Raw genomic sequence first — 21,302 nt, 5'->3', positions numbered from 1 at the left:
CGATGTTAGGAGCCCCCGGCCGGACATGGAAGGATGACCGGGTAAGCCGAGCGGGCGGAAAACGGCACGGACGCCGGCCTCGCCTCCAAGCGCCAGGAGTCCAGATGAGCGAAAAGGCCACAGATTTCAGCAACGGCCTGATTGACGTCACCTCTTTGAACCTCGCCGACCTCGACCGGGTCGACGACTCTCGCCTCAGCCAGGCCTTGCGGCGCCTGCTCGACACCGAGGAAACCGGTCCGGTCGCCGGTTTCCAGTCGGCCATATAACGCCGTTCCATCCGGCCGGGAAACGCGCCCGGCGGCCGTGGGGCCGGGTTTTCCGAACCCGGCCGACGGCGATCGCCCCTCCCTCCGGCGAAGGAGACCGGAACCGATCCCCCCGGCGACTGGCCCGTCCTTCTCCTCCGCCTTATCGTGCGAAAAGCCGCTCCATCCCGAACGACCGTACGGCTCGATCTTCCTGGCCACCGCGCCGGAGCTCCCCAACGGCCCCGGCGGAGACAAGAACGGACGGGCGCCATGACGGACCCGGCGCAGGTGAGAGGTGAACCCGTCCAGCCCTACGTGGGGCTGCGTCCCTATCTGCGGGCCGACCACGCGCGTTTCTTCGCACGCGAACGGGAGACCCGTGAGGTCGCGACCATCTGGCAGGCCGCCGGGCTGACCGTGCTGTTCGGAGCGTCGGGGGTCGGCAAGACCTCCCTGCTGCACGCCGGGGTGCTGTCCCGCATCGAGACCGAGCGGGCGGACGTGCTGCCCATCGCCCGGGTCTCCCCGCGCGGGTTCTCCACCAGGGGAACGGCCAACCCGTACGTCCTGGCGCTGCTGTCGGCGTGGGCGCCGGACGAACCGTTGTCGGTGCTCGCCGGGCTGACGGTCTCCGAGTTCCTCGCCGGGCGCCCCGAGCGGACCGACCGGTACGGTGACCCCGTGCCGACTCTGGCGGCCGTCGACCAGGCCGAAGAGCTGTTCGGCGGCTCGCTTCGCGGGGAGGAGGACCGCGGCGCCCTGCTCGCCCAGCTGGTCCAGGCCGTGGACGAGCATCCGGGACTCCACCTGCTGCTGTCGCTGCGCGAGGAGCACCTGGCCGCCGTGCTTCCGTACGAACGCCCGCTGGGCCGGGGGTCGCGGGCGCGTTTCCACCTGCTGCCCTTCACCCCCGCCGCGGCCCTGGACGCCGTGACCAAGCCGATCGAGGGCACGGGACGGTTCTTCGCCAGGGGCGCGGCCGAACTGCTGGTCAACGACCTCCAGACGACCGTGATCGCCAACGACGAGGGGGACCGGACCATACTGACCCTGAAGTCCATAGAGCCGGTCCAGCTTCAGGTCGTCTGCTCGGCGCTGTGGGAGTCCCTGCCCCCCTCCCTGCGCGAGATCACCTCCGAGCACGTGAACCTGCACGTGAACGTCGACCGGTTCCTCACCGGGTTCTGCAGGACGGCTCTCGACGCCGTCGCCGCCGAGCACGACGTGCCCCCCGCGGAGCTCGGATACTGGCTGCGCAACGCCTTCGTCACCGAGCACGGCACCCGCAACACGGTCTACGAGGGTCTTCAGGAGACCGCGGGCATGCCCAACGCCGTCGCCAGGGCCCTGGAGGACCGTCATGTCCTGAAGGCCGAGCACCGGCTGGGAATCCGCTGGTACGAGCTGCAGCACGATCGTCTCATCAGCTCCGTCCGCGGACCGGAACGCCCCGCCTCCTACCTCAGGGACGCACGGGAGCTGCTGGCCAGGCAGAGCTGGGAGAGCGCGGGAAGGCTCGCCGAGGAGGCGGCTCGTGTCGCGGAGTTCGACGAGGTGTGGGTGCGGGCCGAGGTGAAGGCCATCCTGGGGGAGGTCGCCGCCGCCCGGGGCGAGGTGGAGACCGCCCGCGCGCACCTCAGGGAGGCCGCTGAGACGTTCGCGGTGCTCCAGCGCTTCGACGGGGTGGCGCGGGCGCTGACCGCCGACGGGCGGCTCAGACTGGCGCAGGGTGAGTACTCCGAGGCCGTCGACGTGCTCAAGTCCGCCCTGTCGTGGGCCCCGAACGACATGTTCGTCCAGTCGGCGCTGGGGCAGGCCCTGTGGTGGCTCGGGCAGCCGCTCGCCGCCCTCGCGATGCTCAACGGAGCGGTGAACCTCGCCGGGGAGCCGCCGGTCGAGGCGCTGGCGTTGCGCGGTGAGATCCTCGCCGATCTGGGCAGGTCCGATGAGGCGTTGCGTGACCTGAACCGGGTGCGGCACCACCAGCGGGCCGGCACGGTCGCGGCCAGGGCGCTGGCCCTCGCCCAGGCGCAGCGGCTCGACGCCGCCGAGCAGGAGATCCTGGACGCCACGGGCGCGGAACCGGGCAACGGGCCGGTGTTGCTTCGGGCCGCACGGGTCAACGCGCTGCTCGGCAGGACGGGGGTCTCGGCGGATCTGGCCGCCCGCGCGCTGGAGGCGGGCGATCCCGGGCTGCCGCCGCACCTGCGCGGGCAGGCGGGACAGCTCCTGCTCAGGTCCGCCTGACGCCCGGAGCCGGGTTCTGCAGGGTTCGCTCCCCGGCCTCCGCCGCGTCGGCGGGGAGAACGGGGACCGGGGGGACGTCGTGCCGGGCGGCGTTCCAGATGTGGTCGAACTGCTCGACCCAGTATCCGTACCAGCGCTCGTCGCGCCCGCGGGTCAGTTCCAGGTGCATGCGGGAGGAGGTCGAGAGGTTGTGGAAGCCGTGGATCTCCACGATCACCCGGCCCGCCGGGGTGTCCGGGTCGAGGAGCACAAGGCTGAAGCCGGGGCTGTAGGACAGCAGGCGGTAGTCGAAGGCGCCCGGGGTCTTCCAGCGGCTCATCAGCCGCAGCCGTTCCATCGTGGTCTCCAGCGCGGCGGGCAGCCGCTGGACGGGGAACTCGACCGACTCGTCGAGCTGCCTTGACGCCTGTCTGACCGACGCCTCCTCGCGAGGGTCGAGGATGACGATCCTGACCCTGCCGTTCTCGCGCCGCAGCACGCTGTTGCGCAGGATCTCACAGGTCTGCGCCGACAGCAGGTTGACGGCCGAGGGGGCGAAGACCCGGACGTCGCGCACCCCGGCGAACAACGACGCCGCCGGGACCGTGTCGTAGACCGACCGGTCGTACAGGACACCCTCGGCCATCTCGGGGGTCTCATCGGGAAGCGAGCGGTAGATCAGCAGGCCGAGCCCCGACAGCAGCACCGCCCATCTGAAGTCGTCGTCCAGCCTGTCGCTGAAGAGCGAAACCAGGGCGTAGAGGACTGCGACGACGGTCAGGGCGTGGGCGTCGATGTTCCGCCGCTTCCTGAGGTCGCCGGCGACCCGCCGCAGCCATCCCACTTCGCCCCCCGGCTCCTTGGTCGTCCCCGGTCGTGGTGCCGATTGTCGCCCGCACCGGACCGGCGATCCATGGAGCCGGAGGTGACATCCAGGTTCGGCGGGCCGTCAGGAGACGCCGGCCGTACGGCGCCGCTGCCAGAGGTCGTCGAGGGCGAGAGCGCCACCACCGCTGAAGGCGATGGCGAGCAGGGCGCAGATCAGGGCCAGGACGAACTCGTAGCCCCCCTTGGCCGCGTCGAAGCCGTTGGCGCCGTGGACGAAGACGATCGCCCCGAGCATGTCCAGGACGAGCAGGATCGCGGCGATCGGCAGGGCGGCGCCGAGAATGAGCGCGATGCCGCCGACCAGCTCGATCACGGCGACCGCCGGTGCCGCCAGGCCCGGCAGCGGTACGCCGATCTGCTCGAAGAAGGCCGTCGTGCCGCTCAGGCCCATGGTGGCGAACTTCTGCCAGCCGTGGACGACGAAGATCACTCCGACGCCGATCCGTGCCAGCAGCAGCGCGATCGGCCTCGCACGCTCAAGCCAAAACATGAGGACTCCCCATGGTCGTTCGAATTTGAACCACCACCTTAACTCCCTGGTTCAAATTCGAACAACCCATACACTGGAAAAGTGGCGGACACGAGATGGTTGAGTGAAGGTGAACTGGATGCCTGGATGGCCTACCTCAGGGCGACGCACCTGCTGGAGCGGCGCATCGAGGAGCAACTGAAGGCCGACTCTGGACTTACCCATCCCCACTACGAGATTCTCGCCAAGCTCTCGATCGCGCCGCAGCGGCGGCTGCGCATGAGCGACCTCGCCCGCAGACTGGTCGTCTCGAAGAGCGGGCTGACCTACCAGATAGGGCAGCTTGAGAAACGAGGGCTGGTCGAGCGGATGGACTGCCCCTCCGACGAACGGGGCGTGCTCGCGGTGCTCACCGACGAGGGAGTGCGCTGCCTTGAGAAGACCGCGCCCGGCCATGTGGCCGTCGTCCGCGCCTTCCTGATCGACCAGCTGACCCCCGAGGAGCTGGCGACCATGGCGCGCATCATGTCGAAGGCCGCCGCGGCGATGTCCCCGAACGGCTCGCACGGTTCACCGCCCGGCTCCCCAGGCGAGTCGCAGGGCGGCTCCCCGAACGGAGACCGGCCGAGCCCGTCACAGGCCGACCCCGCCTGAGGGACCTCACCCCCGCCTCGCACGCCGTACGGCGAGGGCGATCAGCCGCATCTGCACGGCCGGCGGCGGGGTCAGCGGCGCCGCGGCAAGAAGGGCCTCCAGCATGCCCGCAGACCCCCCACACTCCATGGACTCCCGGTACACCGGCCGGGTGCAGGAGCCGTGGTCGAGGAGCCAGGCGAGCAGCGTCCGGTCGGCGAGGGCAGTCACCGGCGGTGCCGCGACCGCGACCAGGACGGCGCACCCCGCCCTGTCACGGGCCGTGTCCGTCCTGACCGCAACGGGCTGAAGACGCCCGGGGACCTCCATGAGGTCAGCCCGGCACGGAAACGTGCGGATTCCGTGCGGGAAACGTGGAGATCACGCACGAACCCCGGCGCCGCCGTCCTGGCGGCGCCGGGGCCGGGGTCTCACAGGCTGGACAGGCCCAGCTCACGGGCGATGAGCATGCGCTGCACCTCGCTGGTGCCCTCGCCGATCTCCAGGATCTTGGCGTCGCGGTAGAAACGGCCCACCGGGTACTCGTTCATGAAGCCGTAGCCGCCGAAGATCTGGGTGGCGTCGCGGGCGTTGTCCATGGCCGCGTTGCTGGAGACCAGCTTGGCGATGGCCGCCTCCTTCTTGAACGGCTCGCCCGCCAGCATCCGCTCCGCCGCGTGGTGGTAGGCCAGGCGGGCGGTGTGGGTGCGGACCTCCATGTCCGCGATCTTGAACTGGATGGCCTGGTAGTGGCCGATCGGGTGGCCGAAGGCCCGGCGCTCGTGGACGTAGCGCAGGCACTCGTCGACACAGCCCTGGGCCAGGCCGACGGACAGGGCCGCGATCGCGATGCGGCCCTCGTCGAGGGTCTGCAGGAACTGCGCGTAGCCCCGCCCCCGCTGGCCGAGGAGGTTGGCCGCCGGGACCCGGCAGTCGGTGAAGGACAGCTCACGGGTGTCGGAGCAGTTCCAGCCGACCTTGGAGTACTTCTTCGAGACGGTGAACCCGGGCGTCCCCGAGGGGACCAGGATGGTCGAGATCTCCTTCTTGCCGTTCTCCCGCTCCCCGGTGATGGCGGCCACGCCGACGACGCCGGTGATGTCGGTGCCGGAGTTGGTGATGAACGCCTTGGAGCCGTTGATCACCCACTCGTCCCCGTCGAGCACGGCCGTGGTCCGCATGCCGCCGGGCACGTCCGAACCGCCGCCGGGCTCGGTCAGGCCGAAGGCGCCCAGAATCTCGCCCGAGGCCAGGCGGGGAAGCCACGTGGCGCGCTGCTCGTCCGTACCGAAGCGGTAGATCGGCATGGCGCCCAGCGAGACCGCGGCCTCAAGGGTGATGGAGACGCTGGAGTCGACCCTGGCCAGCTCCTCAAGGGCCAGGCAGAGCGCGAAGTAGTCGCCCCCCATACCGCCGTGCTCCTCCGGGATCGGCAGGCCGAACAGGCCCATCGCGCCCATCTGCCGCACGATGTCGTAGGGGAACTCCTCGCGTTCGTACAGGTCCCCGATCACCGGGGCCACCACGTCGCGGGCGAACTCCTCGACGGTCTTTCGCAGGTCCTCGTATTCCTCAGCGAGCTTGGGCATCGTCACTCCTTGACGTCCGGGGCCGTTCCCAGGGCCTGTACGACCCGGGAGGGGCTGGGGCGGCCGAGCCGCTCAGCCAGCCAGGTGCTGGTCTGCACCAGCGAGGGCAGGTCGAGCCCGGTCTCCACGCCGAGACCGTGCAGCATCCACACCAGGTCCTCGGTCGCGAGGTTGCCGGTCGCGCTCTCGGCGTACGGGCAGCCCCCGATGCCGCCGGTCGAGGCGTCGACCACGGTCACGCCCTCGCGCAGGGCGGTGAGGGTGTTGGCCAGGGCCTGGCCGTAGGTGTCGTGGAAGTGCACCGCGAGCCGCTCCGGACCGCCGAGGTCCCCGGCCAGGGCCCCGATGAGGGCGGCCACGTGCCCGGGGGTGCCCACCCCCACGGTGTCGCCCAGCGAGAGCTCGTAGCAGCCGAGGTCCAGGAGCCTGCGCCCGACGGAGACCACCTGGGCCACGGGGGTCGGCCCCTCCCACGGGTCGCCGAAGCACATCGAGACGTACGCCCTGACGCGCAGGCCGTTGCCGAGCGCCCGCGCGACCACCGGCTCGAACATCTCGAACTGCGACTCAAGCGTCCGGTTCAGGTTCCTGTTCGCGAACGTCTCGGTGGCGCTGGCGAAGATCGCGATCTCCTCGACGCCGTGTTCGAGCGCCCGGTCGAGCCCCCGCTCGTTGGGCACGAGCACCGGGTAGCGCACACCGGGCACCCGTTCCACCCGTTCCAGCAGTTCGGCGGCGTCGGCGAGCTGGGGAACCCACTTCGGGTGCACGAAGCTGGTCGTCTCGATCACCCGGTGGCCCGCGGCGGCGAGCCTGGCGACGAACTCCGCCTTGACCTCGACCGGGACCGTGACCGCCTCGTTCTGCAGCCCGTCGCGCGGGCCGACCTCGTAGACGGTGACCCGCTCGGGCAGCCCCCGTGCCTCGATCCTGTACGGCTCACGCATCATGCCCGGTCCTCCCCGCCCTCGCCGGAAGCCTCCGCGACGTCGACGACCGCGAGCACGGCGTCCATGTCGACCGCCTGTCCGGCCCTGACCCGCAGCTCCGTGACCGTCCCCGCGGCCGGGGCGGTCACGGTGTGCTCCATCTTCATGGCCTCGACGACGAGCAGCGGCTGGTCCCGCTCGACCCGCTCCCCGACCACGGCCTTGACCAGCAGTACCGTTCCCGGCATGGGGCTGCGGACGACTCCGTCGCCTCCCGAGCCGGCTCCCGCCCGGTCTCCCGGGTCGCCCAGGTGGTGGCGGGTCAGCGCCCAGGCGTCCCCGTCACGCCCCAGCCAGAGCGTGTCCTCGGCCCCCTGTGCCCAGCTGTAGCGCCTGCCGACCCCGTCCAGCGTGACCAGCAGGTCGTCCCCGTTCAGGGCGAGGCTCGCCCGCGCGATCCTCCCGCCGGGCAGCCGGACCTCGGCGCCGCGCGCGGGCAGCCCGCGCACCCCGACCTCGACGACCTCGCCCCGGTTCTCCAGCCGCCAGACGGTCCAGGCGGCTCCGCCGAGACGCCAGCCGTCCGGCACCTCCCAGGGGTCGGCGACCGCCGGTACGGCGGGCGTCCGCCCGTGGTGCAGCAGCAGCGCCGCGGCGACCGGCACGTCCTCGGGCAGGCCCTCCTCGGGCAGGAGGTCGTCCAGGTTGCGTTCGACCAGGCCGGTGTCGAGGTCTCCGGCGACCACCTCGGGGTGGGTGACCAGCGCCCGCAGGAACGCGACGTTGGTCGGCACACCGAGCACCGCGGTGGCGGCGAGCGCCCCGTCGAGGCGCCGCAGCGCGCTGTCCCTGTCCGGTCCCCAGGCGACGATCTTCGACAGCATCGGGTCGTAGCCGCTGCCGACGACCCCGCCCTCGGCCAGGCCCGAGTCGACCCTGACCCCCTCGACGACTCCCTCGGGCTCGCGCAGCGCCAGCACCCGGCCTCCGGTCGGCAGGAAGCCCCTGGCGGGGTCCTCCGCGTAGACGCGGGCCTCGACGGCGTGGCCGCGCAGCCGTACCTGGTCCTGGGTGAGCGGCAGGGGTTCGCCTGCCGCCACCCTGAGCTGCAGTTCGACCAGGTCGAGGCCGGTGACCAGCTCGGTGACGGGGTGCTCGACCTGGAGCCTGGTGTTCATCTCCATGAAGTAGTAGTCGCCGGTCGTGCCCTGCACGATGAACTCGACCGTCCCGGCGCCGGTGTAGCCGACGGCCCTGGCCGCCTCGACGGCCGCCGCGCCCATCCGCTCCCTGGACTCCTCGTCGAGCAGCGGGGAGGGCGCCTCCTCGATGATCTTCTGGTGGCGGCGCTGGAGGCTGCACTCGCGCTCGCCCAGGTGGACGACGTTGCCGTGGGCGTCGGCCATCACCTGGATCTCGATGTGCCGCGGCCCCTCGACGAACCGTTCGATCAGCAGGGTCGCGTCGCCGAACGCCGCCGCGGCCGTACGGCGGGCCGACTCCAGGGCCTCGGGCAGTTCGGCGGCCGAGCGCACCAGCACCATGCCCTTGCCGCCGCCACCCGCCGAGGGCTTGATCAGCGCCGGGAAGCCGACGCGGCCCGCGGCCTCGGCGAGGTCGTCGTCCGGTTCTGCGCCGCCGGGCACGACGGGCACGCCCGCCGCGGAGACGGTCGCCTTGGCGCGGATCTTGTCGCCCATGGCCTCGATGGCCTCCGGCGGCGGCCCGACGAACACCAGGCCCGCCCGCGCGCACTCGCGGGCGAAGGCGGGGTTCTCGGCCAGGAAGCCGTATCCGGGGTGCACGGCCTGGGCTCCGGTCGCCGCGGCGGCGGCCAGGATCCCGTCGATGTCGAGGTAGCCGCCGCCGAGCCGTACCGCGATGTCGGCCTCCCTGACGTGACGGGCGTCGGCGTCGGCGTCGCTGAAGACCGCGACGGAGCGGACGCCGAGCCTGGAGAGGGTGCGGATGACGCGCAGGGCGATCTCACCGCGGTTGGCGACCAGGACGGTGCCGAACATGCCGCGCGGGGCGGGTGCCTGGGTCACAGGTGTCATGAGGTGATCACATCCGGAAGACGCCGTAGCCGACGGGGTCGAGGGGGGCGTTGGCCGCGGCCGACAGGGCCAGGCCGAGGACCGTTCTGGTGTCGAGGGGGTCGATGACGCCGTCGTCCCACAGGCGGGCGGTCGAGTAGTAGGGGTTGCCCTGCTCCTCGTACTGCCTGCGGATGGCCTCGGGGTCGGCGCCGCCGACCGTGGAGAGCACGTTGGCGGCCTGCTCACCGCCCATGACCGAGATGCGGGCGTTCGGCCACATCCACAGGAACCTGGGCGAGTAGGCGCGGCCCGCCATCGCGTAGTTGCCCGCCCCGAAGGAGCCTCCGACGACCACGGTGAACTTCGGCACCCTGGCGCAGGCGACGGCGGTGACCATCTTCGCGCCGTGCTTGGCGATGCCGCCCGCCTCGTAGGCCCTGCCGACCATGAAGCCGCTGATGTTCTGCAGGAAGACCAGCGGGACGCCCCTGCGGTCGCACAGCTCGATGAAGTGGGCGCCCTTGAGCGCGGACTCGGCGAACAGGATGCCGTTGTTGGCGACGATGCCGACGGGGTGGCCGTGGATGTGGGCGAAACCGGTGACGAGCGTGGAGCCGTACTCGGCCTTGAACTCCAGGAAGCGGCTGCCGTCCACGACCCGGGCGATGATCTCCCGCACGTCGTACGGCGTGCGGGTGTCGGCCGGGACGATGCCGTACAGGTCGCGGGGGTCGTGCGCGGGTTCCTCGACGGGGACGCGCTCCCAGGGGGCGGGGGACCGTGGGCCCAGGGTGGCCACGATGTCGCGGACGATCCGCAGCGCGTGCGCGTCGTCCTCGGCCAGGTGGTCGGTGACGCCGCTGACCCTGGCGTGCAGGTCGCCGCCGCCGAGTTCCTCCGCGGTGACCTCCTCCCCCGTGGCGGCCTTGACCAGCGGCGGGCCGCCCAGGAAGATCGTGCCCTGGTTGCGGACGATCACCGCCTCGTCGCTCATCGCCGGGACGTAGGCGCCGCCTGCCGTGCAGGAGCCGAGGACCGCGGCGATCTGCGGGATGCCGCGCGCCGACATGGTCGCCTGGTTGTAGAAGATGCGGCCGAAGTGCTCCCGGTCGGGGAAGACCTCGTCCTGTTTGGGGAGGAACGCGCCTCCCGAGTCGACGAGGTACAGGCACGGCAGGTTGTTGTGGAGGGCGACCTCCTGGGCCCGCAGGTGCTTCTTGACCGTCACGGGGTAGTAGGTGCCGCCCTTGACGGTGGCGTCGTTGGCGACGACCACGCACTCGCGCCCGGAGACCCGGCCGACGCCGGTGATGATCCCGGCCGCGGGGGCCTCGTCACCGTACATTCCGGTCGCGGCGAGCTGGGAGAGCTCAAGGAAGCGCGAGCCCGGGTCGAGCAGGGTGCCGACGCGGTCGCGGGGCAGCAGCTTGCCCCGGGCGACGTGCCTGGCGCGTGAACGCTCAGGACCGCCCTCCCCTGCGGCGGCGACGCGCTCGGCCAGGTCGGCGACGAGCCGCTCGTTGGTCTCCGCGTTGCCCTTGAACCCCTCACCGCCAGGATCGCAGGCGCTTCGCAGCACCGGCCAGCCACTCATGCGAGCTCCCTTGTCCGGGCCGTCCCCGACTCCGTCGTCGCGGGTTAACGGTCGCTAACGTCACCGCCGATGTTAGTCACCATTAACGTCAGCGTCTACCATGCGAGATGTGACAACCGCTCGGACCCCTGCCCGCAACCGAGGGACGCGACGCGTGGAGATCCTGGACGCCGCGGCCCAGCTGTTCGCGGCGCGGGGCTTCCACGGTGTCTCCATCGAGGACATCGGCGGCGCGGTCGGCGTCTCCGGCCCCGCCCTCTACCGGCACTTCAGCGGCAAGGAGGCGCTGCTCGCCGAGATGCTGCTCGACGTGAGCGAGCGCCTGCACGCCTCGGCCGCGGACCGGGTGACGACCGCCCCCGGCCCGGAGGCCGCGCTGGACGCCCTGCTCAGCGGCCAGATCGAGTTCGCCCTCAGCCATCCTTCGCTGATCACCGTGCACGACCGCGAGCTGGGCAACGTCCCCGAGCCCGCCCGGCGCCAGATCCGCAGGCTCCAGCGCCTCTACGTCGAGGAGTGGGTCACGGTGCTGAGCGAGCTGCACCCCGCGTGCCCGCCCGCCCGCCTGCGCGCCGCGACGCACGCCGTCTTCGGCCTGCTCAACTCGACCCCGCACAGCGCGGGCGAGCTGCCAGGGGAGGCGATGGCGCGCCTGCTGCTCGGCATGGCCCGTACGGCCCTCGCCACGCTGAACGACGACGAAAGTTAGCGTTCGTTAACAGTGGGCGAACGGGGCCGTACGTCCCGGACGTCCGGGAAGGAATGCGTCTTCTTTCGGCCCCTCACTCTTCCATTGATACGCCCAGCCGAAACCTAAGCATCATTAGGTCAAATAGACACACAAGTCGGTCTATTAGTTGATAAATCCGGCAGATGGTGTGAGTTTTCACCGACGACACCTCCCATCAGGCACGACGCCGCAAAACGGGCGGGGCGTGACGCCAAAGACCTCAAGGTGCCGGTGCGGCACTCTCCGATGGGGACATAATCGGGCTGTGGCGCGCGACGCAGTTGAGACCAATTTCACCGAGGCGGTGGCCGCCCTGTCCCCGGGGGCCCCGCGTGATCCCGGCCTTCCCGTGCGTGAGGGCACGAGCCTGACCGGGGCCCGTTGCCGGGAGTTGTTCGAGTTCCAGCTCGGCAGCAGGCTCCTGGACGTGGCCGCCCGCTGGCTGCGCGCCCAGGGGGAGGGCTTCTACACCATCGGTTCCTCGGGGCACGAGGGCAACGCCGCGGTCGCCGCCGCGCTGCGCGTCACCGACCCCGCGCTCCTGCACTACCGTTCTGGGGCCTTCTACCTGACCAGGTCCGCGATGGCCGGACGGCTGCCCGAGCAGGGGTTGCGCGACGTGCTGCTCGGCCTGACCGCCTCGGCGGAGGAGCCCATCGCGGGCGGCCGCCACAAGGTCTTCGGTCACCCCGACCTGGCGGTGATCCCGCAGACCTCGACGGTCGCCAGTCACATGCCGCGCGCGGTCGGGGTCGCCTTCGCCGTCGAACGCGCCCGAGCGCTCGGCCTGCGCTCGGCCTGGCCGGACGACGCGATCACGGTGTGCAGCTTCGGCGACGCGTCGGTCAACCACGCCAGCGCGCTGTCGGCCCTCAACACCGCGGGCTACGTCTCCTACCAGGGGGTGGCGCTGCCCCTGCTGCTCGTCTGCGAGGACAACGGCCTGGGCATCAGCGTGCGGACACCGCAGGGCTGGGTCGAGGCGGCACGCCATCCTCGGCTGACCTACTTCGCCGCCGACGGCTGCGACCTGGCCGACGTCCACGACGTGGCCCTCGCCGCCGCCCGGCACGTCCGCGAGCGCCGCTCCCCCGCCCTGCTGCACGTCCGGACCGTCCGGCTGATGGGGCACGCGGGCTCGGACGTCGAGCTGTCCTACCGGACGAAGCGGGAGATCAACGCCGACCTGGAGCGCGACCCTCTCGTCGCCACGGCCAGGCTGCTCGTCGAGGCGGGCCTGGCCACGCCGGATGAACTGCTGCTGCACTACGAGACGACGCGTGAGCATCTGCTCAAGATGGCCCTGGAGAGTTCGCGCCGCCCGCGTCTGACCTCGGCCGCCGACGTCATGGAGCCGCTGGCGCCCCGGACCCCGCGCACCGTCGCCCCGGCCAGCGCGGTCTCCTCCGGTTCCAGGGAGAAGGCCTTCGCGGGCAGGCTGCCCGAGCAGGAGGGCCCGCTCACCCTCTCCCAGGCGATCAACCGGGCTCTGGCCGACCAGCTCGCCGCCCACCCCGACGTGCTGGTCTTCGGTGAGGACGTGGCCCGCAAGGGCGGCGTCTACGGGGTCACCCGGGGGCTGCAGAAGCGCTTCGGCGCCGGGCGGGTCTTCGACACACTCCTCGACGAGCAGGCCGTGCTCGGCCTCGCGCTCGGCTCCGGCGTCTCCGGCCTGCTGCCGGTGCCCGAGATCCAGTACCTCGCCTACCTGCACAACGCGCTCGACCAGATCAGGGGTGAGGCGGCGACGCTGTCGTTCTTCTCCCAGGGCGCCTTCCGCAATCCGATGGTCGTGCGGGTGGCCGCCTACGCCTACCAGAAGGGCTTCGGCGGTCACTTCCACAACGACAACTCCGTGGCCGCCCTCCGCGACATCCCCGGTCTCGTGGTCGCCTCCCCCGCCAGGCCCGACGACGCCGCCTCCATGCTGCGCACCTGCGTGGCCGCCGCCAGGACCGACGGCAGTGTGTGCGTCTTCCTTGAGCCGATCGCCCTGTACAACACCCGTGACCTGTTCGAGGAGGGCGACAACGGCTGGCTCTCGCCGTATGTGCCGCCCTCGCGCTGGGCCGAGACGCACGTCCCGATCGGCAGGGCCCGCAGCTACGGCGACGGCCGCGACCTGACCATCGTGACCTTCGGCAACGGCCTGCGCATGAGCCTGCGCGCCGCGGTCAGGCTCACCGCCGAGGGGTACGGCTGCCGCGTCCTCGACCTGCGCTGGCTGTCCCCGCTGCCGGTCGAGGACCTGCTGCGCGCGGCGGAGCTGACCGGCCGGGTGCTGGTCGCCGACGAGACCCGTCGCTCGGGCGGCGTCTCGGAGAGCGTGGTGGCCGAGCTGCTCGACGCCGGGTTCACCGGCCGGATCGCCCGGGTGACCTCCTCCGACAGCTTCGTCCCGCTGGGGGAGGCGGCCAGGCACGTGCTGCTCTCCGAGGCCGAGATCGAGGACGCCGCCCGCAAACTGCTGGGCTGACCTCGCGAAACCGCCCCCGCCCCGTCGTCGACGGTGTTCGATTGGCCACGCACTGTGATGACTCCGTCACCCGGCCCGCCGTTCGACGGAGGCTCCCCCCGATCAGGAGATAGCATGACCGACGTGGCGACGACGAGCACCTGCCGGCGAGTGGCGGCGCTCGAATCCTGGGCCTTCAGGACGGGCTCGGATCTCGCCGACATCAAGGGGACGCTGGGCAACCTGCCCGTGATCATCCGGGAGGAGATCATGACGTACACCTCCCCCGTGCTCGAAGAGATCATGAACAGGATGGCCACCGGGGACGACCTGGTCGCGCTCACCGCGCGGGTGGACGGCCTGGAGACCGAGGTCAGGAACCTGGGCGTCCGGGTGGGCGGCCTGGAGACCAAGGTCGGCCAACTGGAGACCAAGGTCGACCGGCTGGACGCCAAGGTGGATGGCCTGGAGAGCAGGATGACCGCCCTGGAGACCAAGGTGGACAGCCTTGAGGCCGAGGTGAGAGGCCTGGGCGGCCGGATGGACGCCATGGAGAAACGGATGGACTCCATGGACGACAAGCTCGACCTGATCCTGGCCAAGCTCGGCTGAGCGGCCCCGCAATCCCCTGTGGCCCCGGCCGTGTGCCGGGGCCCCGTCGTGTCCCCGGGTTTCACAGAAACGTCGACAAATTCATTTACCCGGCCCGGTGAGAACGCCTTCCGCCCGGCGGCGGCGCCGTACGGGAAAGGCGTTTCACAGCGGGCGGAAAACACGGAGAACGCGGACGGCCGGTTCGGTCACAACCAGTCACGGCGTTTGAAGACGATGTAGAGGGTCACGCAGACGGCCGCCATCAGGAGCACCGCGAACGGGTAACCGAACCACCAGTGGATCTCCGGCATGACCTCGAAGTTCATGCCGTAGATGGTGCCGACGAGGGTCGGGGCGAAGAGGATCGCGGCCCAGGCGGAGATCTTCTTGACCTCCTCGTTCTGGGCGTTGCTGACCTCGGTGAGGTTGGTCATGTGCTCGTTCTGGGCCTGGGCCACCATGGTCGAGTTGACCACGAGGATGTCGTGGAGCATCTGCCGGAAGCCGCTGACCCGCTCGGCCACGGTGATCGCGTGGTCGGCGACGTCGCGCAGGTGCCGTTGCACCTCCTCGTCCATCCCGTACTTGGGCGCCCCGGCGATGAGTCCCTCGACCATCCCGAGCAGCGGCTGGGTGGCGCGCTGGAACTCGATCACCTCGCGGGACAGCTCGTAGATGCGGCGGGAGACGCCCGGCTTGTTGCTGAAGACCTCGACCTCGATCTCGTCGATGTCGTTCTGCAGCCCAGCGACCACCGGCGCGTAGCCGTCGACGACCGCGTCCAGGATGGCGTAGAACACCGCCTGCGGCCCCTTGGCGAGCAGTTCGGGGTCGCTCTCCATCCTCCTGCGGACCTGGGACAGGTCCGGGGTCTCGCTGTGCCGTACGGTGATCACGAAGTTCTGGCCGACGAAGACGTGCAGTTCGCCGAAGTCGACCTCCTCGGCCTCGTCGAGGTATCTCGCGGGGCGCAGCACCACGAACAGCGTGTCGCCGTAGCGGTCGGCCTTGGGCCGCTGGTGGGCGACGATGGCGTCCTCGACGGCCAGTTCGTGCAGGTCGAACTCCTCGGCCACGTTGACGATGACCGAGTCCTCCGGCCGGTAGAAGCCGATCCAGGCCATGCTGCCCGGCGTCCTCTTCAGGAACTCGAAGGCCTCGGGCAGGGACTCGGGGGTCACGTCCCTGAGACCGTTCACGTAGATCGCGCTGTCGATGACGTGTGAGCGAGGCGGGGGCAGCTGATCGTCCGCCCGGGGGTCCATGGAACGCTCGGGAGAGTCACGCTCTCCTCCGGAACGCCCGCGTACCAGGCTCAGTATGCTGCGCATCTGCCGATCGGCCACGCCTGTCTCCTCATCCGGCTCATCCGGCCCTCATGAAGTCCTCCAGTGACCGCATCGCCCTGCCCCGGATCGTGTCCCGGAACACCGATGTCCAGCCGAACGGCAGGCCGGTCGGCTTGCCCAGCGCCATCCTGGACCAGCGCCTGAAGTCGAACTCGTCGTGGTGCCGGACGATCAGGCCGTCCTCGAACCTGAACAGGGCGTCGATCTCGTTGATCACCGGCCTGCCGGTCCTGCCGAAGACGTAGCGGGCGGTCCAGTGCGCCGCGCCGTCGTAACGCCTGGCGGTGACGTCCCTGACGGACACGGCGACGCCGCCCTCACCGCTCAGCAGCATCCGCCACATGCCCATCACCCTGCTCCTGCCTTCGAGCTCCAGGAAGACGGGGTCGCCGAAGGTGACCTCCGGGTGGTAGCACCGTTCCATGGAGTCGAGGTCGGCGCGGGCGAAGGCCGCGTAGAAGCTCTTGATGAGCCCGGCATTCTGATCGTTCACGTGATTTCCCCCGATCACGGATGTTCCGCTGACCGAGTTTAGGCGGGGACCGGGCCTGGTGACAGCCCTGAAAGTGAGATTGGGAACCCCAGGTTCGGGGGTGAAGGTGACCGCCGAGGGACACCCGGGAGTACGGCGGGCGAACCGGCCGGGACCGTCCTGTCACGGCTTTATCGCCAGCACACCGGATGTCGTGGGACGCTTTGCTCCGGCACCGCGAAAGGCCTGAGGGAGTCAGGGAACTCGAAGGGTTCGGAAGATTCTAAGGAGAGATGGTCGTTGTCGGAGGTCTGGAGGGCCCTGACCAGGGTCCAGACGGAGCCGCCCGGATGGGCCGTGCTGCTGTCCGCGCTGGTGGCCCTGGCCGTGGTGACCTGGCCCACCTCGTGGCAGCTGTCCCGTGGCCTGGTCACGATCGCGCACGAGGGCGGGCACGCGCTGATGGCGCTGCTGACCCGGCGCAAGCTGCAGGGCATCCGGTTGCACTCCGACACCTCGGGCGTGACCCTGACCCGGGGCAGGCCGACGGGGCCGGGGATGATCCTGACCGCCGCCGCCGGATACGTCGCCCCCTCCCTGCTCGGGCTCGGCGGGGCGTGGCTGGTCTCCGCGGGGCACGTGACGGCGCTGATCACGATCGTGCTGGGCCTGCTGCTGTGCATGCTGCTACTGATCCGCAACCTCTTCGGCGTGGTGAGCCTGCTGGCGACCGGTGGGGCGATCTTCGCCCTGACGTGGTACTCCCCGCCCGCCGTCGACGCCGTCCTGGCCCAGCTCGCCGTGTGGTTCCTGCTGTTCGGCGGGGTCAGGCCGATCCTGGAGCTGCGCCGCAAGCGCCGCCACAGCCGTACTCCCGACTCCGACGCCGACCAGCTCGCCCGGCTGACCGTCCTGCCCGCCGGGTTCTGGATCTTCCTCTTCCTGCTGGTCGCGATCGTCTGCCTGGCCTTCGGCGCCTGGCTGCTGAGCCCGCTGCCTGCCTGGCCGTCGCGCTGACCCTCACGTCCCGCCGGTGAAGGCGGGGAAAAGGGCACGGCCCGCGTCGCCGTTTCACGCCGTTCCCCGCCGAATGACGTTCTCATTCATTGACAGTTAAACGGTTTTTTGCCTTTATTGCCGTATATGCACCTGCCGCACAAGGGTCGTTGATGCCGCACCAGCTGTACGCCGTCACGGCGGTCGCGGTGGGGGCCCTGCTGGTCTCGTTGGGCGTCACGATCGCCCTGGCGCTCAGGGTCGGACGGTTGCGCGCCGAGCGGGACAGAGCCGTACGGCATGCCCGGGAGGAGCTGGCCCGCGACATCCACGACCTCGCCGGGCACTGGCTCTGGCTGGCCTCGATCAAGAGTGAGCTGGCCTACCGGCACGCGGCGGACGACGAACGGCTGCGCGAGGAACTGGCCGAGACGCTCCAGGCGGTACGGCGCGCCGCGCACGCCGTACGTCACGTCTCCCGGGGGAGCCGGCGGCTGTCGCTGCGGGGGGAGAGCACCCGGGCGCAGGCCCTGCTGACGGGCTTCGGGATCGACTGCTCGGTCAGCCTCGGACGGCCGGGACTGCCGGAGGACGTCAGCGCGGTGCTGGGGACCGTGGTCCGCGAGGCGGTCACGAACATGCTCAGGCACAGCGACCCGGGCAGATGTGTGATCGAGCTGACCGGACGGGACGGCCTGCTGCGGCTGAGCGTGGCCAACGACGGGGCACCCTACGAAGCGCCGCGCAGTGCACCGCGCGGGGCGCCGGACGGGACACCACCTGGGGAGTGGCCGGGTGGGGAGGAGACCGCGGGGAACGGGCTGGGCAACCTGCGGCACCGGGTCACCGGGATCGGCGGCACGTTGCGGGCGACGGCCGGTGAGGACGGCTGGTTCCGGCTCGTCGCCGAGGTACCGGAAAAGTTTTTCTGAATAATTTTCACTTATACCCTAAATGCCCAGGTAGCACCCAATCTCGCGATTAAACCTGTGAATTTTACATATGCGACCCATGGAGTTTGTAACTAGTCATTTCTCTGGTTATCCGGAATTCTTCCTTCTGGAAGACAGCAGGGAGAATGCCGTGAATGCCCAGTATGAGGTTTACTGTCTCGCTGACCGGATCTTTTACGACACCCTCGACGGTTCCCGGGGAGAGCACACCGACTTCCCCCAGGCGACCCGGGAGGTGCCGCCGGGCTGGAGGCACCAGGCCGGCGACACCTGGATGCACTACGCGCCCGCCGACGGCAGGACGCCCGCCCAGGGGTGGAAGATCCACGTCTCGGCGTGTGTCGAGGACGCCGAGCGCGCCCTTGAGGTCGTGTGGGACTACTGCGTGCCCCGGGGTGTGGCGTTCAAGTTCCTGCGCAGCCTGCCGATCATGGCCATGCTGAACTCCAAGGCCGCCGCCCGCGGGTCGAGCGGCAAGCTCGTGACGATCTATCCCGTCGACGAGGCCCAGCTCGAACTGGTCCTGAAGGAGCTCGACGAGCTGCTGCGCGGCGTCAGGGGCCCCTACGTGCTCAGCGACCTGCGCTACGGCGACGGCCCGCTGTTCGTGCGCTACGGGGGTTTCGTGCCCAGGCACTGCGTGGCCGACAACGGCGAGCTGGTGCTGGCCGTCGAGGACGACGCGGGGCGTCTCGTGCCCGACGTCCGCGGCCCCGCCTTCAGTCTGCCCTCCTGGGTACGGCTGCCCGCCTTCCTCGAATCCCACCTCGCCGCCCGCAACGCGGTCACCACCGGCGGCCTGCCGTACGAGATCGAGAGTGTGCTGCAGTTCTCCAATGGCGGGGGCGTCTACCTGGGACGGGACCGGGGCACAGGGCGACGGGTCGTGCTGAAGGAGGGGCGCCCGCACGCCGGGCTCGACGCCGCGGGACGGGACGCGGTCGCACGGCTGGCACACGAACGTGACATGCTGCGCAGGCTGGCCGGTCTCGACGCGGTGCCCGAACTGCTCGACTACTTCACACTGGGCGAGCACCACTTCCTGGTGCAGGAGTTCGTCGACGGCAACCCCCTGCAGCGGCACCTGGTGAAGCGCTACCCCCTGACCAGGGCGGTCCGCGACGAGGAGGCCGTCGCCGGCTACACCGCCTGGGCGCTGGAGATGCTTCCCAAGGTCAGGCAGGCGGTCCGGGCGCTGCACGAGCGCGGCGTCGTCTTCGGCGACCTGCACCCGAACAACATCCTCCTCACCGAGGAGGGACGCCTCGTCCTGATCGACTACGAGGTGGCGACGCTCGCCGAGGACAACGCCCGCGCCAGTCTCGGCCACCCGGCCTTCGGGGCGCCGCGCGACCGCAACGGCGTCGAGATCGACGAATACGCCCTGGCCTGTCTGTGCCTCGGGCTGTTCGCGCCGCAGCTGACCATCATGCTCCCGCTCGACCGGGCCAAGGTCCTGCACCTGGGCGAGCTGGTCACCCGGACCTTCCCGGTGCCGCCCGAGGTGGTCGAGGAGGCCGTCACGACCATCCTCGGCGCGACGGAGACAACCCCCACCCGAATACCCCGGCCGGAGAGCGACGGCTGGCCGGAGGTCAGGGAGTCGCTGGCCAGGGCCATCCTGGCCAGCGCGACCCCCGAGCGGAAGGACCGTCTCTTCCCCGGCGACATCGCCCAGTTCCGTCCCGGCGGCGGTCTCGGCGTCGCCCACGGCGCGGCCGGCGTGCTCTACGCCCTGGAACGGGCGGGTTGCGGCCGTTTCCCCGAGTATGAGGAGTGGCTGCGGCGCGGGGCGCTCGACCCCGAACCGGGCACCGGCCTCGGTTTCTACGACGGCCTGCACGGGGTGGCGTACGTGCTCGACCTGCTCGGACACCGTCAGGACGCGCTCGACATCGTCGAACGGTGCATGCGGGAGAAGTGGGAGGCCCTGGACCTGGGCCTGTTCGGCGGCCTGTCCGGCATCGGGCTCACCCTCTTCCACCTGGGCGAGACGACCGGCGAGACGGGCCTGACCGAGCTGGCCCACCGGATCGCCCGTGTCTGCGCCGACCGGCTCGGCGGCCCCGGCGACGTGCCCGAGATCAGCGGCGGGAGCAACCCCCGCGCGGGACTGATGTACGGCTCAAGCGGCCCGGCCCTGCTCCTCACCCACGCCTACGAGCGTGGCGGCGACCCCTCGATGCTCGACGGCGCGGCCGTCGCGCTCCGCCAGGACCTGCGGCGGTGCACCACGAGCGAGGACGGTTCCCTCCAGGTCACCCAGGGCTGGCGCGTCCTGCCCTATCTCGACGAGGGGTCGGTGGGGATCGCCCTGGCGCTGGGCCGCTATCTGGCCCACCGCGACGACGCGGACCTCAGGACCGCCCTCGACGGCTGCGAGCGTGTCACCGAGGCCGGCTTCTACGTCCAGCCGGGCCTGTTCACCGGCCGCGCCGGCATGATCGTGGCCCTGGGCGCCGGACGGGCCAGGACCGGAGGCTCAACGGCCCTGAACGACCTCGTGTCCGCGCAGCTGAGCGGGCTCGGCTGGCACGCCCTGCCGTACGCGGGCGGCCTGGCCTTCCCCGGTGACCAGCTGATGCGGCTCTCCATGGACTTCGCGACCGGCACGGCCGGAGTCCTCTTCGCGATGAGCACCGTGCTGCGCGACGAGCCGGTGTTCCTCCCCTTTACCGGGCCGCCCGGCGGCGCAGGCTCCCTGACCAAGGCAACGCCTGCGTGAACCGCCGAGCGACCTCGACTCCCACGAACACCAAGATCGAAGGAGGTGTAGATCACATGGTACTTCTCGACCTGCAGAGCCTGGAAGCCCCCGGGGGCGGCCACGGCGGCGGTGGCGGCAGCACGCTGACCGTCCTGGGCTGCGAGTCCCACACCCCGAGCAACCTCAGCCTGTTGCTCTGCCACTGACCCCTCACCCTTCCAGCTCACCAGAAGTGGAGTCACACCATGGTTCTTCTCGACCTGCAGACCCTGGAGACCCCCGGCGGCGGCAGCGGCGGTGGCGGCGGCAGCACGCTGACCGTTCTCGGCTGCGAGTCCCACACCCCCAGCAACCTCAGCCTGCTGCTCTGCCACTGAGCCTCCCCCGAGGTTCTTCGCGTATCCCCCGGTAAGCGCTTTTCCCCCAGA

At 70.6% G+C, this 21,302-nt stretch carries 20 protein-coding genes; 11 read left to right on the top strand and 9 right to left on the bottom strand.

The window, feature by feature from the left end; all coding sequences use genetic code 11:
* Positions 1-104 precede the first annotated feature (104 nt).
* A complete protein-coding gene (gene fxsA, locus ABZ463_RS12405) occupies positions 105-269 on the top strand; it encodes an FxSxx-COOH cyclophane-containing RiPP peptide (protein WP_352011547.1) in 165 nt (54 codons plus the stop codon).
* A gap of 252 nt (positions 270-521) precedes the next feature.
* A complete protein-coding gene (locus tag ABZ463_RS12400; RefSeq protein WP_362775706.1) occupies positions 522-2,498 on the top strand; it encodes a tetratricopeptide repeat protein in 1,977 nt (658 codons plus the stop codon).
* Here the strand turns inward: ABZ463_RS12400 and ABZ463_RS12395 are convergent.
* Together ABZ463_RS12395 and ABZ463_RS12390 are read right to left on the bottom strand one after the other, a co-directional pair.
* The gene (locus ABZ463_RS12395; RefSeq protein WP_352011545.1) at positions 2,485-3,321 is read right to left on the bottom strand and encodes a hypothetical protein; all 837 of its coding nucleotides are present in this window, start codon (positions 3,319-3,321) and stop codon (positions 2,485-2,487) included. The two genes, ABZ463_RS12400 and ABZ463_RS12395, sit on opposite strands and share 14 nt — an antisense overlap.
* 105 nt (positions 3,322-3,426) lie before the next feature.
* Positions 3,427-3,855, bottom strand: a complete 429-nt coding sequence (locus ABZ463_RS12390; protein ID WP_352011544.1) for a DoxX family protein — start codon at positions 3,853-3,855, stop codon at positions 3,427-3,429.
* A gap of 81 nt (positions 3,856-3,936) precedes the next feature.
* On the opposite strand from ABZ463_RS12390, the gene ABZ463_RS12385 reads away from it, so the two are divergent.
* Positions 3,937-4,488 carry a MarR family transcriptional regulator gene (locus tag ABZ463_RS12385; RefSeq protein WP_362775703.1) on the top strand — a complete coding sequence of 184 codons (552 nt, stop codon included), beginning with the start codon at positions 3,937-3,939 and terminating at the stop codon, positions 4,486-4,488.
* A 6-nt stretch (positions 4,489-4,494) separates the two neighbouring features.
* On the opposite strand, the gene ABZ463_RS12380 is transcribed toward ABZ463_RS12385, so the two are convergent.
* From ABZ463_RS12380 to ABZ463_RS12360, 5 genes are all read right to left on the bottom strand, one after another.
* A complete protein-coding gene (locus ABZ463_RS12380) occupies positions 4,495-4,797 on the bottom strand; it encodes a hypothetical protein (RefSeq protein WP_362775701.1) in 303 nt (100 codons plus the stop codon).
* Between the two features lie 101 nt (positions 4,798-4,898).
* Entirely contained in the window at positions 4,899-6,062 is a 1,164-nt protein-coding gene (locus tag ABZ463_RS12375; RefSeq protein WP_362775699.1) for an acyl-CoA dehydrogenase family protein, read from the bottom strand.
* Positions 6,059-7,006 (bottom strand): hydroxymethylglutaryl-CoA lyase, encoded by a 948-nt coding sequence (locus ABZ463_RS12370; protein WP_352011540.1) that lies wholly within the window; start codon positions 7,004-7,006, stop codon positions 6,059-6,061. Before ABZ463_RS12370 ends, ABZ463_RS12375 begins: the two co-directional genes overlap by 4 nt.
* Positions 7,003-9,042: a biotin carboxylase N-terminal domain-containing protein gene (locus ABZ463_RS12365; RefSeq protein WP_362775697.1), complete on the bottom strand. Its 2,040-nt coding sequence runs from the start codon at positions 9,040-9,042 to the stop codon at positions 7,003-7,005. The genes ABZ463_RS12370 and ABZ463_RS12365 overlap by 4 nt, the downstream gene beginning before the upstream one ends.
* Positions 9,043-9,049: 7 nt before the next feature.
* Positions 9,050-10,618 (bottom strand): carboxyl transferase domain-containing protein, encoded by a 1,569-nt coding sequence (locus ABZ463_RS12360; RefSeq protein WP_352011538.1) that lies wholly within the window; start codon positions 10,616-10,618, stop codon positions 9,050-9,052.
* A 100-nt stretch (positions 10,619-10,718) separates the two neighbouring features.
* Here ABZ463_RS12360 and ABZ463_RS12355 point away from each other — a divergent pair, with 100 nt between their 5' ends.
* From ABZ463_RS12355 to ABZ463_RS12345, 3 genes are all read left to right on the top strand, one after another.
* Positions 10,719-11,327 carry a TetR/AcrR family transcriptional regulator gene (locus ABZ463_RS12355; RefSeq protein WP_352011537.1) on the top strand — a complete coding sequence of 203 codons (609 nt, stop codon included), beginning with the start codon at positions 10,719-10,721 and terminating at the stop codon, positions 11,325-11,327.
* Between the two features lie 286 nt (positions 11,328-11,613).
* Entirely contained in the window at positions 11,614-13,824 is a 2,211-nt protein-coding gene (locus ABZ463_RS12350) for a thiamine pyrophosphate-dependent enzyme (protein WP_362775694.1), read from the top strand.
* Positions 13,825-13,938: 114 nt separating this feature from the next.
* The gene (locus ABZ463_RS12345; protein WP_362775692.1) at positions 13,939-14,415 is read left to right on the top strand and encodes a hypothetical protein; all 477 of its coding nucleotides are present in this window, start codon (positions 13,939-13,941) and stop codon (positions 14,413-14,415) included.
* Positions 14,416-14,603: 188 nt separating this feature from the next.
* Here the strand turns inward: ABZ463_RS12345 and ABZ463_RS12340 are convergent, their stop codons facing one another.
* Both ABZ463_RS12340 and ABZ463_RS12335 read right to left on the bottom strand, forming a co-directional pair.
* The gene (locus tag ABZ463_RS12340) at positions 14,604-15,743 is read right to left on the bottom strand and encodes a magnesium and cobalt transport protein CorA (protein WP_362775690.1); all 1,140 of its coding nucleotides are present in this window, start codon (positions 15,741-15,743) and stop codon (positions 14,604-14,606) included.
* A 19-nt stretch (positions 15,744-15,762) separates the two neighbouring features.
* The gene (locus tag ABZ463_RS12335) at positions 15,763-16,239 is read right to left on the bottom strand and encodes a nuclear transport factor 2 family protein (protein WP_352011533.1); all 477 of its coding nucleotides are present in this window, start codon (positions 16,237-16,239) and stop codon (positions 15,763-15,765) included.
* Positions 16,240-16,518: 279 nt separating this feature from the next.
* Between ABZ463_RS12335 and ABZ463_RS12330 the strand changes: the two genes are divergently transcribed.
* The 5 genes from ABZ463_RS12330 (at position 16,519) to ABZ463_RS12310 (ending at position 21,251) form a co-directional block, all read left to right on the top strand.
* A complete protein-coding gene (locus tag ABZ463_RS12330; protein WP_352011532.1) occupies positions 16,519-17,235 on the top strand; it encodes a M50 family metallopeptidase in 717 nt (238 codons plus the stop codon).
* Positions 17,236-17,387: 152 nt separating this feature from the next.
* Positions 17,388-18,146 (top strand): histidine kinase, encoded by a 759-nt coding sequence (locus ABZ463_RS12325; RefSeq protein WP_362775687.1) that lies wholly within the window; start codon positions 17,388-17,390, stop codon positions 18,144-18,146.
* 151 nt (positions 18,147-18,297) lie between these two features.
* Positions 18,298-20,892 carry a class III lanthionine synthetase LanKC gene (gene lanKC, locus ABZ463_RS12320; RefSeq protein WP_362775685.1) on the top strand — a complete coding sequence of 865 codons (2,595 nt, stop codon included), beginning with the start codon at positions 18,298-18,300 and terminating at the stop codon, positions 20,890-20,892.
* A gap of 56 nt (positions 20,893-20,948) precedes the next feature.
* Positions 20,949-21,080: a SapB/AmfS family lanthipeptide gene (locus ABZ463_RS12315; protein WP_352011529.1), complete on the top strand. Its 132-nt coding sequence runs from the start codon at positions 20,949-20,951 to the stop codon at positions 21,078-21,080.
* Positions 21,081-21,119: 39 nt separating this feature from the next.
* Positions 21,120-21,251, top strand: a complete 132-nt coding sequence (locus tag ABZ463_RS12310; protein WP_352011528.1) for a SapB/AmfS family lanthipeptide — start codon at positions 21,120-21,122, stop codon at positions 21,249-21,251.
* Positions 21,252-21,302 lie beyond the last annotated feature (51 nt).

This window comes from Streptosporangium sp. NPDC020145 (genome assembly GCF_040631275.1).
In the GTDB taxonomy this organism is placed as follows: Bacteria; Actinomycetota; Actinomycetes; order Streptosporangiales; family Streptosporangiaceae; genus Streptosporangium.
The sequence above is the reverse complement of the archived record's forward strand: the minus strand, read 5'-3'. Positions and strand labels throughout refer to the sequence as shown.

Excerpts from the sequence above, each read along its gene's own strand:
- ABZ463_RS12355 (WP_352011537.1), top strand. The coding sequence starts at position 10,719 with ATGCGAGATGTGACAACCGCTCGGACCCCTGCCCGCAACCGAGGGACG.
- fxsA (WP_352011547.1), top strand. The coding sequence starts at position 105 with ATGAGCGAAAAGGCCACAGATTTCAGCAACGGCCTGATTGACGTCACC.
- ABZ463_RS12400 (WP_362775706.1), top strand. The coding sequence starts at position 522 with ATGACGGACCCGGCGCAGGTGAGAGGTGAACCCGTCCAGCCCTACGTG.
- ABZ463_RS12380 (WP_362775701.1), bottom strand. The coding sequence starts at position 4,797 with ATGGAGGTCCCCGGGCGTCTTCAGCCCGTTGCGGTCAGGACGGACACG.
- ABZ463_RS12345 (WP_362775692.1), top strand. The coding sequence starts at position 13,939 with ATGACCGACGTGGCGACGACGAGCACCTGCCGGCGAGTGGCGGCGCTC.
- ABZ463_RS12370 (WP_352011540.1), bottom strand. The coding sequence starts at position 7,006 with ATGATGCGTGAGCCGTACAGGATCGAGGCACGGGGGCTGCCCGAGCGG.
- ABZ463_RS12310 (WP_352011528.1), top strand. The coding sequence starts at position 21,120 with ATGGTTCTTCTCGACCTGCAGACCCTGGAGACCCCCGGCGGCGGCAGC.
- ABZ463_RS12390 (WP_352011544.1), bottom strand. The coding sequence starts at position 3,855 with ATGTTTTGGCTTGAGCGTGCGAGGCCGATCGCGCTGCTGCTGGCACGG.
- ABZ463_RS12325 (WP_362775687.1), top strand. The coding sequence starts at position 17,388 with ATGCCGCACCAGCTGTACGCCGTCACGGCGGTCGCGGTGGGGGCCCTG.
- ABZ463_RS12315 (WP_352011529.1), top strand. The coding sequence starts at position 20,949 with ATGGTACTTCTCGACCTGCAGAGCCTGGAAGCCCCCGGGGGCGGCCAC.
- ABZ463_RS12365 (WP_362775697.1), bottom strand. The coding sequence starts at position 9,042 with ATGACACCTGTGACCCAGGCACCCGCCCCGCGCGGCATGTTCGGCACC.
- ABZ463_RS12360 (WP_352011538.1), bottom strand. The coding sequence starts at position 10,618 with ATGAGTGGCTGGCCGGTGCTGCGAAGCGCCTGCGATCCTGGCGGTGAG.